The following is a 12,188-nucleotide window of genomic DNA, read 5'->3' on the forward strand; positions in this document are numbered from 1 at the left end:
TCGTCCCAACTACCCCCAGGGGCACTCCCGTGTCCCTGATGTCAGGGTATCGGCAGATCTCGTACGGGAGTGTCACGAAAGAGAGCCGAGTTCGTCACGCCGGCTTCCGGAACGTCGCGCACGGTCTCGGCGCGCTGTGAGCGGACACGCTCACGTGCCCGCTCGAGCACCGCGTCGAAGAGGTCGCCGAGGTCCTCCGCCGGCCCGCGGTCGGCGTTCAGCCACACGGGCGGCAGCAGCTCCCGGCGCGCGCGCTCGTGCTCGATGCTCGCCTCGAACCGGGGGAGAAGCCGTCGATCGACGTTGTCTGCGCCCATCACCCCCGATGTCGGCATTTGCCCCTGACGAGATGAGTGCCCGGTGACGTGACACGCGGCGATACTCCCGGCGTGCCGAGCTACTACCGTGATCCGAGCGCGCCGATGCCCAACCGACCGCGCCGCGTCGGCGTCGTCGCGTTCGTCGTACGTGACCAATCGCTTCTGCTCGAGCGCAGGGCCGACTTCGGAACCTGGGGAGTACCCGGCGGCGCGCTGGACGAATTCGAGACCATCGAGCAGGGCGTCGTGCGTGAGGTCCGCGAGGAGACGGGCCTCGAGGTCGTTTCGACGGAGCTGTTCGGGATCTTCTCGGATCCGTCTCGCATCATCGAGTACAACGACGGCAACATCTATCGGCTCCTCACGGTCGCGTTCGTCGTCGGCGTGGCGGCAGGCGACCCGCGCATCAGCCAGGAGTCCCTGGAGCTTCGCTTCGTCCCGTTCGGCCGGATACGCGAGCTCGAGATCGGCGCGGCGCTCGAGCCGCTCGTCGATGCGTTTCTCGACGGGCACGCTCGACCGGTGGTCGCCTGAGCGAGATCCGCGGAACCACGACACTCGTGGGCCTGCTCCGCCGGACCGGCGCCGCCCGCCCGCCGCGGCCGAGGACGAGGCGGCCTGCACGGCTACGTCTGCGACGGAGGCCTGGCGCCTTCCGGCCGCCCTTCGACTGCCGAGACGACTCGGGCCCGGTCGAGGCCCGCACGACGGCAGACCCGCTCGACGGCTCCCGGTGACGCCGCCTCGAGGACGTGGAAGCAGGTCTCGTCGTCGGGGAGGAGCGTCGTCCTGACGTAGGTGACGACGACGCCCTCGCCCTCCAGCTCCGCGATCGCGGCCCGGATCGCGTCACCGACCGTCACGAGTTCGTGCGCCCGGCCGCGGGGGACATATGTCTCGACGAGGTAGCTCGGCACTTGAACCTCCCTGACGGAGGGCGGATCCAGAGCCGCCCTCCGTCACTCCCCCCGTTGCGGGCGCGGTTACTTCTTGTCCTTCAGGAAGTAGTTCTTGCCAACGTCCTTCGCGATGCGCGGGAACTGCTTGGCGGTCTCCTGCATCGTCGTCCGGTAGTGCAGGCCGCCCCAGACGCGCGCGTTCTCGACCTCCTTGACCAGGTCGTCGAGGTTGCCGTAGGTCCGGTCGGGCCCGCCCGCGGGGACCATGCCCGGGATCGTCAACTGCACCTTCCTCGTGTGGAAGTACTGCTCGAGCGACGTCGTCACCCCAGCCGTGAAGCAGGCGTGCCCCGAGGGATACTCCGGGTGGTTGCCGACGAGGAGCGGCAGCCAGGTCGAATCCGGGGAGGTGTCGGGGTTGCCGTCGGTGTCCGCGCGCTGGATCGCGTGGTTCGGCCGCCAGAACATGTAGTGGTACTTGGCCTCCCAGCAGGCGATCATCGTGTCGGCGACCGCCACCCAGGTGTAGCCGAGCAATCGCGCCGACTCGCGCCGCTCGAGCCCGTGCGCCTTCACGACCCCACGGAGGCCGCGGCTGAACTGCACAAACGCCGGCCCGCTGAAGAACATCGCCGTTTGCGTCTGCGCGTCGGTGCGTGAGGAGCCGGTGGCACGGCCAATCGCCTGCAGCTCGGCCACGTCGGCCGCGTACCGCTTGCTCGTCAGCGCGTACGGGGGAGCAGGCCGGTAGGCGGGGCCCGTGTAGGTGAACGGCGTGACATACCCGAGCTTTACGTCGACCGGCGTCGTCGGCGCGATTGGCTCGAACACCCCCGGGCCGGGGGTCGGCTGCACGTACGGGACGACGTCGTCGAAGTGGTCACCCATCCGCCAGGCGAGCATCCCCGCTGCCGCGGCCGCGCCGACGGCCTTGCCCGCGTCCTTCGCCGGGCCGGCCGGGATGCCCGCCATGAACGCGTCGTAGGCGTTCTGGACATTGGTCGCTTGTGCGGGGATGCGCGCGACGAGGACGTCGCGTGCGGCCTGTGCGACCGCTGCGTCGGCCGAGGCGCCCGGCGGTGCGCTGACACGCGTGGCGAACGGCTCGAGCCCGCCGTCGACCGCGGCGACCGCGTCGTAGATCGCGCCGTGCACCATCGCTGCCAGCGGGGTGCTGCTCGCCGGCGGGCGCAAGGCCGTGCTCGGCGGCGTCGGGGCCGAGATCGCAGCCTCGGCGACCTCGCTCCAGTGGACGACGGCATTGTCTCCCGGCGCCGAGGACGACGACGATGCGCCCACGACGAGAGCCGTGATCAACGCCAGCGTCGTGACGAGCCCGATTCGGAGTCTCATGACTTCACCTCCCGGGCCGCCCCACCGTGGTCGGCGCGGCCCCGTTGCTTTCCCGACGAGGGTCGCAATGTGGGGGAGATGCCGAAAGCTGGAAACCTCAGGTCTTTGACCCGTACCGCCTAGCGAGCTCGGCGCGGGAGCGGACGGCGAGCTTGCGGTAGATCCGCGTGAGCGCTGTCTCGACCGAATGAACGGTGAGAAAGAGCGTGGCCGCGACCTCGCGGTTCGACTTCCCTTCTGCGACGAGGGCGGCGATTCGGCTCTCCGACTCCGTCAGCGCACCCGCGGAACGGGAACGGCCACCCACGCGAGCGAGCTCGCCGCGTGCCTGCTCGGCCCAGAGCGGCGCTCCGACGCGCTCGAAGCGCGCGAGCGCATCGGTGAGGCTGGCACGGGCCGCGCCACGCTGCTTCGCCCGTCGCTGGGTGCGGCCGAGGGCGAGGAGGGTGCGCGCGTGCTGGAAGGGATCGTTGCTCCGCGCATGCTCGCCGAGGGCTTCTTCGAAGCTCGCGAGTGCCCCGTCGAAATCGCCCCGCGCTGCGAGGACGAGCCCTCGGCCGCGCGCGAGAATCGCGAGAGCCCACGCGCGGTCGAGGCGCCGGGCGCGCTCCTCCCATGTCGTGATCGTCGCGTCCGCCTCCTCGAGCTCACCGCCCGCGACCAACGCCTCCACCACGTCGCCGAGCTCCTCGCGCATCGCGGGCTCCAGGACGAACGCCTCGCGGTTCTCGACCGCCCGCCGCAGGTGGGGCAGAGCCGCCGCCGCGTCCCCGAGCGAGAGCTCGACGAACCCGAGCGTCCAGCCGTGGCCGGACTGCGCGACGGTCATCCCCTCGGCGCCGGCGAGGGCGAAGGCGCGCTCGGCGATCGCGCGCGCTTCGTCGATCCTGCCCCGGTGAGCGGCGATGATCGCCATGGGGTACTCCTGGGGCGGCAAGACGGGGCCGAGCTGCGAACTGAGCTCGAAGCACCTGGCCGCATGGCGGTCGGCGACCTCCCAGTTTCCTGCGCGCCATTCGACGACGCTCAGGTACCAGTGTGCGTCCGCCAGCGCGTGCGGCTCGTCCCGCGAAACGGCGGCCGCCCGGCATTCCTCGAAGACCGTCCGGGCGTCGGCGACATCACCCATCCAGCAGAGGTGGTGCCCGTGCACGACGGTAGGCCCGTCCGTGAGCGGCCACCCGACGAGCGACCGCTCGAGCGCGAGCGCCTCCGTCATCGTCGGCTCGGGGACGCCCAATCCTGCGTTGAAGTGCAGCAGCCCGTATGCCGCGGCGGCGAGGCACCGGAGCGGCGGGTCGTCCACGCGGGAGGCTGCCTCGACCGCCAGCCGGCCGTGCTCGACGCCCTGCCCGACGCCGTCCGTGAAGCGCATCAGCTCGGCGAGCCGCAGATGGATCACCGCCCGCAGCGCGTCGTCATCCTCGGCTTCCGAGAGCGCCTCGCGGTAGAGCGCCGTGGCGTCACGCGGGCTCGACTGCACCCTGGCGAGGCGCGCCACAACGGTGGCGCGCTCCTGGCCCGGTACCGCTCGTGCTCGCTCGCGTTCGAGCAGTCCGCGCGCCCGAAGCGCGTCTCCGGCCCGGTGGTGCATGTCGGCGGCGGCGAGCACCCTCCGGCGCACGTCATCCGGGCGCGAGGCCGGTGTGAGACGAAGCGCCTGCTCGGCGAGCTCGGCCGCCGCGACCGGAGCGCCCCGACGGAGCGCTCGCGCAGCGGCCTCCTCCAGCGCGGCGGCCGCCGACGAGCTCGGTCTCGGCGCCGCCAACGCGAGATGGCGCGCGCGCTCCTCGCTCGTAGGGACGATCTCTGCGAGGCGTGCATGGAGCACGCGCCGACGCGACGGCGTCGTCCTTGCCGCGACGGCTGATCCGAGAAGCGGATGGGTGAACCGGACCCGCTCGCCTTCCAGCTGGAGCACGCTCGCCTCGAGCGCCTCGGTGAGGCCGCGGTCGGCACTGTTCCCCGCCGCCGCCTCGACGAGGTCCGTCGAGGGATCGGCGAGCGCCGCGACCACGTTCACCACCTGTGCGGCCGCGGCGCCGAGGCCGTCGAGTCGGGCGCTCAACAGCTCCCCGAGACTCGAGGGAATCGGCAGTTCCTCGCCCACCGCGAGCGCTCCGCCCCGACGGTGGAGCGCATCGGCGAGCTCGAGGGCAAAGAAAGGGTTGCCACCCGATGTCTTCCAGATGCGCACGAGCAGGGGACGTGCGAAGCTCGTAGAGAGGCGTGTGCGGAGAACCTCGTGGGTGGCACCGATCGAGAGGCCGCGCACCTCGACGAGCCGAGCGCTCGTCCGGCGAAGCCACTCCGGCGGAGTCCCGCGCACGGCGAGCAGGACGGCGACGGGCATGTCACCGAGTCGAGTGAGCGCGAACCGCAAGGGGCCGATGGATGCGGCGTCCAGCCACTGGAGGTCGTCGACCGCGATGCAGACCGGCCCGTCGGCCGCGAGCACCCTCACCGCGCCGAGGAAGGCGGACACAACGGCACGCTCGTCGACGGACGCGTCGGGCTCGCCGACGAGCAGAGCCGTCTCGAGGGCGCGACGCTGGATGGGTGGCAGCCGCGGCAGGACGTCATCGCCGACCCCGCCGAGGAGATCGGAAAGGCCGGCGTAGGAGTAGCCGGTCTCGGTCTCGCTCGGCCGCGTCGTCAGAGTCCGAAAGCCGCGCTCCAACGCCGCCTCGAGGCCGGCCCGCCACAGCTCCGTCTTGCCGATCCCAGCGTCGCCGGACAGCACGACCATGTCGGGAAGGCCATCCCGGGCGTCGAGCATGTGGACGATCGCGTCGAGCTCGTCCTCTCTGCCGACGAGTTCGCGGACAGGAGTGCGCATGTCCGCCCATTCTGCGCCGTGGGGAACAGCGCGGTCGGGCAGCGGTCAGCTCACCTGATAGCGGCCCGCGAGCTCGGCCCGGGAGCGCACGCCGAGCTTTCGGTAGACGCGCGTGAGCGCGGTCTCGACCGAGTGCACCGTGAGGAAGAGAGCAGCAGCGACCTCGCGGTTCGACTTTCCCTGCGCGACGAGGGAGGCGATCCGTCGCTCCGCGTCTGTGAGGTCGTCCCCGGCTGCGCGGCGGCCGCCGATCCGGTCGAGCTCGCCGCGCGTCTGAGCGGCCCAGAGGGGAGCCCCGAGCTGTTCGAAGCGCTCGAGTGTCTCCGTCAGGGTGTTTCGGGCAGCGGCCCGGCGCTTCGCGCGCCGCTCCGTGCGACCGAGGGCGAGGAGGGTCCGCGCGTGCTGGAACGGATCCGAGGTGCGCGTGTGCTCCCCGACCGCGTGGTCGAAGCTCGCGAACGCGCCGTCGAGGTCGCCGCGCGCCGCGAGCTCGAGCCCGCGGGCCCGCGCGACGACCGCCAGCGCCCAGGCGCGATCGACGGCGAGCGCGCGCTCGTGCCACAGAGCGATCAGCTCGGCGGCCTCGTCGAGCTGGCCGACCGCAACCAGCGCCTCGAGGTAGTCACCGAGCTCCAAGTGCTGCGCCGGCTCGCGCATGAAGACGTTGCGGAGCTCGTACGAGCGACGCAAGTGGCCGAGCGCCTGCTCGGCGTTTCCGAGGGAGAGCTCGAGGAAGCCGAGCACGCCGAGGTACCCCGAGACGGAGATTCCGATCCCGAGCGCCTCACCTCGCTCGACGCCGTCCTCGGCCCAGGCTCTGGCGTCCGCGACTCGGCCGCGATGCGCGGCCAGAATCGCGTCGGGGATATCCGCGGTCGGCTCGTGGCCGAGCTGGTCGTTGAGCGCGGCGTGCTCACCCAGGTACGCCTCGGCCTCGTTCCAGTTGCCACCGCGCCATTCGACCATCGCGAGGATCCAGAGGACGTAGGCCTCTTGTCGCGTCTCGTCGCGTCTCCGGTGAGCGTCGCGGAGCTCGAGCAGCAACTTCCGCGCAGGATCGAGATCGACGATCCACATCAGCTCCATGGCGATGTTGTCGGCCGCTCCGAAGTCGCGTGGCCAGTCCGGAAGCGTGCGCTCGAGACGGAGCGCCTCCTCTGCCTGCTCTCGCGGGAAGCCGTTTCCGGCCCGGAGCTGCCAGCACGCCTGCTCGACGAGGGCCTCCGCGAGGAGTGAGACGTCCCCGCTCCGCTTCGCGGCACGCAGAGCGAGATCGGCGTGCTCGGCGCCGCGCTCGACGCCCTCGCCCCAGCGCTGCAGGCCGGAGAGGCGCAGGTGAATCGTCGCCTCGAGGCGGTTGTCGCTCTTCGCCTCCTGGAGCGCCTGCTCGTAGAGCGCTTCCGGCTCCCGGCGCCCCGGCTGGATCTGGCCGAGCTTGACCAGCACCTCCGCACGCTCGGCTCCGGGGGCGGACTCCACGAGAATGCCGCGAAGCAACTCGCTAGCGCGGCCGGTCGAGCCGGCGAGCGCATGGAGGTCGGCAGCGAGAAAGCGACGCCGACGGGTGTCCTCCCGATCCGCATCCTGCGTGAGACGCGCCGACTCCTCCGCCAGCTCCACGGCCGTGACCGTGGCGCCGCGTGCCCGGGCCGAGCGTGCCGCGTCCTCCAGCGCGGAGGCGACCTTGCGATCCGGCCCGGCCGCTGCAAGCGCGAGATGCCGCGCGCGTGCATCCGATGAACGGACGAGCTCCGCCAGGCGTGCGTGCAGCGCGCGGCGCCTTCGCGGCGTCAGGCGTGACGACACCGCAGATCCGAGGAGAGGGTGTGTGAAGCGGAGCGTCTCTCCGTCGATCTCGAGGATGCGGGCTGAAAGGGCGTCGGCGAGACCGTCGTCGAACGGAGCTCCGACGACGGCTTCCACGAGCGGCACCGTCGGCTCGGCGGCTGCGGCCACGACGCGGGCGACGTCGAGGCCGGGCGGCGTGAGCCCTGACAGACGTTGCTGCAACAGCTCGCCGAGATCCGATGAGATCGGCAGGCCCTCGCTCGGAACAAGCGTGCCGCCTTGCGCCTGCAGCGCGCTGCCGAGCTCGAGTGCGAAGAACGGGTTCCCCCGCGAGGCCTCCCAGAGCCTGATCGTCGTCGGTCGTGGAAGGTCGATTCCGAGGCGGCTGCGAAGCAGCTCGTTCGTGGCACCGACGCTGAGACCATCGACGTGCACCGCCCTGAGGCGGTCTTCTCCGACGCTTCGTCGCAACCACTCGGGCGGAGCGCCGCGGACGGCGGTCAAGACTGCGATCGGAGCATCCGCGAGCCGGGCGAAGGCATAGCGAACGACGCCCAGCGACTCGCCGTCGAGCCACTGGAGGTCGTCCACGGCGACGCAGAGAGAGCCGGTCGTGGAGAGCATCCGCAGCGCAGCCAGGAACGCTGCAGCGACGGCCCGCTGCTCGACGTCGCGGCGTGTCTCGCCGAGCAGCAAGGCTGCCTCGAGCGCGCTGCGCTGAACCGGCGGAAGCGCGGCGAGCACCGCGTCGACGTCCCGGGCGAGCAGGTCGCCGATGCCGGAGAAGGCAAGTCCCGCTTCCGGCTCGGCAGGCCGCGCCGACAGCACGCGGAACCCCGCGGCCGTCGCCGCGTCGACTCCCGCAAGCCAGAGCGACGTCTTTCCGATCCCTGCCTCGCCGTGCAGGACGGCAGCTGCCGGCAGCACGGCTGTCTCGAAGAGCCCGCCGATCGCTGCGAGCTCCTCGTCGCGGCCCACGAGCTCCCGCATCACGCTGCACGTTCTCGCACGGTGACGGGGAGGTCAACCCGATGGGCGTGAGAGTCTGTTCCGGTGACCGAGATTCGGGGCACCACGACGCTCGTCGGCCTGCTCGGCTGGCCGACGTCGCACTCGCTCTCGCCGCGGATGCAGAACGCTGGGTTCGCCGCGCTCGGGCTCGACTGGGCGTACGTGCCGCTGCCGACGCCGCCGGAGCTCCTCGGGGACGCTGTACGGGGGCTCGTGGCGACGGGATTCGCGGGCGCGAACGTCACGATCCCTCACAAGCAGGCGGTGCTCGAGCTCTGCGACGAGCTCGACGACGTCGCCACGCGGGGAGGGTCGGTCAACACGCTCGTGATCCGCGAGGGCGAGGTGCTCGGCTCGTCGACGGACGGGCTTGCCGTGACGTCGCAACTGGAGGCGAAGGGCCTGAGAGCGCTCGTGCTCGGGGCGGGCGGCGCCTCCAGGGCCGTCGCCGCGGCGCTCGAGGACGAGGGTGCGGAGGTCGTCGTCCGCGGCCGCCGCGACGCCGGCTGGCCGCCGTCGGCCGACGGCTTCGACGTCCTCGTCAACGCGACTCCGGTCAAGGAGGAGCTTCTCGTCGCGCCGCGCGCCGGGATGCAGGTCGTCGACCTGGCGTACCTGCCGGACGGCCGGCCGACGGCGCTGATCGCGGCGGCGCGGGCGCTCGACTGCCATCCGTGCGTCGACGGGCTGGATGTCCTCCTCGCGCAGGGAGCGGCGTCGTTCGAGCGTTGGACAGGCGGGCCCGCCCCACTCGTCGCCATGCGCGACGCGGTGCGCGAGCACGCCTGAGCCCGTGGAACGACTGGTACAGATCCGGCACGGTCTCGGCTCGACGGAAACCGGTCTCTGACACCGTTTGTCAACTTTGACAACAAGGCGACTCCGGAGGTTCGCGGTCGTGCCGCTGTCTAGGATCGCGGCATGGCGCTCGGGCTGACGACGGCAGGCGAGTCGCACGGGCCGGCGCTGACCGCGATCGTCACCGGGTTGCCCGCAGGCCTCCGGCTCGAGAAGGACGCCATCGACGCCGACCTCCGGCGCCGGCAGCAGGGGTACGGTCGCAGCCCTCGGCAGAAGCTCGAGTCGGACGAGGTCGAGGTGCTCTCCGGCCTCCGCCACGGGGTGACGCTCGGGACGCCGCTGACGCTCGTCGTTCGCAATCGCGACCATGCGAACTGGACGTGGGGGATGAGCCCCTGGCGACCCGAAGGTGAGCCTGCGGGCAAGGGCACGAAGCCCGTCACGCTGCCGCGGCCCGGGCATGCGGATCTCGCGGGCATCCTCAAGTACGCCCACGAGGACGTCCGGAACGCGCTCGAGCGCGCGTCGGCGCGGCACACCGCGGTGCACGTCGCCGCGGGCGCGGTGGCGAAGGCACTTCTGCGCGAGCTCGGGATCGACGTCGCGGGGCGTCCGGTCGAGGTCGGCGGCGAGACATCCGAGGAGGGGATGCGAGCCGCGACGGATGCGGCGCGCAACGACCGCGACACGCTCGGCGGGATCGTCGAGGTCGTCGCGACCGGCGCCCCGCCGGGCCTCGGCTCGTACGCCGAGAAGGGCGACCGGCTCGACGCCCGCCTCGCGCTCGCGCTCATGGGCATCCAGGCGGTGAAGGGGGTCGAGATCGGGGACGGCTTCGCGCTCGCGCGGCGTCGCGGCACCGAGGCCCATGACGAGATCTACCCCGGCCTCGAGCGGCGGACGAACCACGCCGGCGGCATCGAGGGAGGCGTCTCGAACGGCGAGCCGATCCTCGTCCGCGCGGCGATGAAGCCCCTGCCGACTCTGATGCGCCCGCTCGACTCGGTCGATCTCGCGACGGGCGAGCCGGCCAAGGCGCTCGTCGAGCGCTCCGACGTGCAGGCGGTCGAGGCGCTCGCCGTCGTCGCGGAGGCCGCGATCGCGTTCGAGCTCGCCCGGGCGGCCCTCGACAAGCTCGGCGGGGACGCGATGGTCGACGTTCTCGCCGCCCGCGACGCCTATCTCGCCCGGATCGGCGACACATGGCACCCCCACGCCAGCTGAACGCCCTCGGCCGCCACCTCGCGCTCGCGGGGTTCATGGGCTCCGGCAAGACGACGGTCGGCGAGGCGGTCGCCCGGCGGCTGGGGCGGTCGTTCGTCGACCTCGACCGCGAGATCGAGGAGCGCGCGGGGTCGGCTGTCACCGAGCTGTTCGCGAGCCGCGGCGAGCCCGGCTTCCGCGCGCTCGAGGAGGGCGTCGCGCGCGACGTGCTGCGCGGCGGCGAGCCCGTCGTCGTCGCGCTCGGCGGCGGCGCGGTGCTCTCCAACCGCACGAGGAGCGATCTCGCCATGCGCGCGTTCACGGTGCTCCTGGACGTCGATCCCGACGTCGCGTGGAAGCGCGTCTCCGGGACGGGGCGGCCGCTTGCGCAGGAGCCCGAGGAGTTCCACGCGCTCCACCGCGACCGGCAACCGCTCTACGAGGAGGTCGCCGACGCCCATGCCGGCGACGCGGACTCGGTCGTTCTCGCCGCCGCGGGCGTCCACGTCGCGACGGGAGCGATCGACGAGCTGGAGGAGCTCGTCCCGGGCGACGGGCCGGCCGAGCTGGTCGCCGACGCGCACGTCGCGGGGATCCACGGCATCCGTGCCCAGGTCGCGCTGGGCGCGCGCGACGTCGCGCAACACGAGGTTCCGGCAGGAGAGGCGGCGAAGACGCCGGCAGTGCTCGAGCGGCTCTGGCGCTCGCTTTCGATCGGCCGCGACGGCTGTCTGGTGGCTCTGGGCGGGGGATCGACGACGGACGTCGCCGGCCTCGCCGCTGCAACCCACATGCGCGGGGTCCCGTGGACGGCGGTGCCGACCTCGCTCGTCGGCCAGGTCGACGCCGGCATCGGCGGTAAGACGGCGATCGACCTCCCGGGCGCAAAGAACGCGGTCGGCGCTTTCCACTGGCCGGCGCGGGTCGTCTGCGACCCGTCGCTCCTCGCCACCCTTCCCGACGACGAGCGCAGAAACGGCCTCGCGGAGGTCGTGAAGACCGGCCTCCTCGCGGGCCGCGCCCTCTGGGAGCAGGCCGAGCCGGAGCAGGTTCGTGCCTGTGCCGCGTTCAAGTCGGCGGTCTGCCTCGAGGATCCGCACGACCGCGGTCCGCGCACGCAGCTCAACCTCGGCCACACCTTCGCGCACGCGCTCGAGGCCGCGGCCGGGTATGCGCTGCCGCACGGCCGCGCTGTCGCCCTCGGGCTGCTCGCCGCGCTCCGGCTCTCCGGGCTTCCCGACCAGCTCGACCTCGTGGAGAAGGTGCTGGCGCCCGAGCGGGCGCGCGTCGATCGCGACATCGCCTGGGCGGCGATCGCACGCGACAAGAAGTCCGAGGGAGGGGCCCCGCGGCTCGTCCTGCTCGACGCGCCGGGAGAGCCGCGCTGGGGCGTCGAGCTGCCCGAGGCCGACGTCCGCCGGGCGCTCGACGAGCTGATCTCCTAGAACTCGAACCGGAATGACGCTTCGTCGGCGGGGCGGCCTGGGCGAGTGCGATGCAAGGACGCACGGCGCCCGAATAGCAGCGCTATTCGGGCAACCGAGGACGCCGCAGCGCGCCGCCCAGGACGTCCCGACGACTCAAGGCTTCATTTCGGTTCGAGTTCTCTAGAGCCGCCAGTAGCATCCGGCCCGTGCGCATCGACGTGCTGAACGGTGTGAACCTCGACCTCCTCGGCCGTCGGGACCCTGCGAGGTACGGCGACGGCTCGCTCCAGGATCTCGAGACCCAGGTCTATGCCTGGGCGCGAGAGTTGCGCCTCCAGGTCCGATGTCGCCAGACGAATCACGAAGGGGAGTACGTCGAGTTTCTCCACGCGGCGCTCGACAACGCGGACGCGCTGATCGTCAATCCCGGGGCCTGGTCGCACTACAGCTGGGCGCTCCGCGACGCGCTCGAGCCGTTCTCGGGACCGGTCGTCGAGGTGCACATCTCCGACGTGGACGCCCGAGAGGAGTGGCGGCGTCTCAGCGT

Annotated in this window: 10 protein-coding genes; 5 read left to right on the plus strand and 5 right to left on the minus strand. The window is 72.0% G+C overall.

Annotation, left to right across the window (positions count from 1 at the left end; translation table 11 throughout):
* Window positions 1–41: 41 nt before the first annotated feature.
* Window positions 42–335: a hypothetical protein gene (locus VNM44_RS16450; RefSeq protein WP_325627290.1), complete on the minus strand. Its 294-nt coding sequence runs from the start codon at window positions 333–335 to the stop codon at window positions 42–44.
* Between the two features lie 54 nt (window positions 336–389).
* On the opposite strand from VNM44_RS16450, the gene VNM44_RS16455 reads away from it, so the two are divergent.
* Window positions 390–854 carry an NUDIX hydrolase gene (locus VNM44_RS16455; protein WP_325627292.1) on the plus strand — a complete coding sequence of 155 codons (465 nt, stop codon included), beginning with the start codon at window positions 390–392 and terminating at the stop codon, window positions 852–854.
* A gap of 92 nt (window positions 855–946) precedes the next feature.
* Here VNM44_RS16455 and VNM44_RS16460 read toward each other — a convergent pair whose 3' ends face one another.
* From VNM44_RS16460 to VNM44_RS16475, 4 genes are all read right to left on the minus strand, one after another.
* The gene (locus VNM44_RS16460; protein WP_325627293.1) at window positions 947–1,237 is read right to left on the minus strand and encodes a hypothetical protein; all 291 of its coding nucleotides are present in this window, start codon (window positions 1,235–1,237) and stop codon (window positions 947–949) included.
* A gap of 66 nt (window positions 1,238–1,303) precedes the next feature.
* Entirely contained in the window at window positions 1,304–2,572 is a 1,269-nt protein-coding gene (locus VNM44_RS16465) for a vanadium-dependent haloperoxidase (protein ID WP_325627295.1), read from the minus strand.
* A 97-nt stretch (window positions 2,573–2,669) separates the two neighbouring features.
* On the minus strand, window positions 2,670–5,411 hold the full coding sequence (locus VNM44_RS16470; RefSeq protein ID WP_325627297.1) for an AAA family ATPase: 2,742 nt from the start codon (window positions 5,409–5,411) through the stop codon (window positions 2,670–2,672).
* A 45-nt stretch (window positions 5,412–5,456) separates the two neighbouring features.
* On the minus strand, window positions 5,457–8,189 hold the full coding sequence (locus tag VNM44_RS16475; RefSeq protein WP_325627299.1) for an AAA family ATPase: 2,733 nt from the start codon (window positions 8,187–8,189) through the stop codon (window positions 5,457–5,459).
* A gap of 63 nt (window positions 8,190–8,252) precedes the next feature.
* Between VNM44_RS16475 and VNM44_RS16480 the strand changes: the two genes are divergently transcribed.
* The 4 genes from VNM44_RS16480 to VNM44_RS16495 all read left to right on the plus strand — a co-directional run.
* The gene (locus VNM44_RS16480) at window positions 8,253–8,999 is read left to right on the plus strand and encodes a shikimate dehydrogenase (protein WP_325627301.1); all 747 of its coding nucleotides are present in this window, start codon (window positions 8,253–8,255) and stop codon (window positions 8,997–8,999) included.
* A gap of 132 nt (window positions 9,000–9,131) precedes the next feature.
* Complete coding sequence (locus VNM44_RS16485; protein WP_325627303.1) at window positions 9,132–10,235, plus strand: chorismate synthase; 1,104 nt, start codon at window positions 9,132–9,134, stop codon at window positions 10,233–10,235.
* Window positions 10,214–11,659 (plus strand): bifunctional shikimate kinase/3-dehydroquinate synthase, encoded by a 1,446-nt coding sequence (locus tag VNM44_RS16490; RefSeq protein ID WP_325627305.1) that lies wholly within the window; start codon window positions 10,214–10,216, stop codon window positions 11,657–11,659. The genes VNM44_RS16485 and VNM44_RS16490 overlap by 22 nt, the downstream gene beginning before the upstream one ends.
* Before the next feature lie 188 nt (window positions 11,660–11,847).
* A partial coding sequence (locus VNM44_RS16495) for a type II 3-dehydroquinate dehydratase (protein ID WP_325627307.1) occupies window positions 11,848–12,188 on the plus strand: 341 nt, incomplete at its 3' end.

Source organism: Gaiella sp. (assembly GCF_035558935.1).
Lineage (GTDB): Bacteria > Actinomycetota > Thermoleophilia > Gaiellales > Gaiellaceae > Gaiella.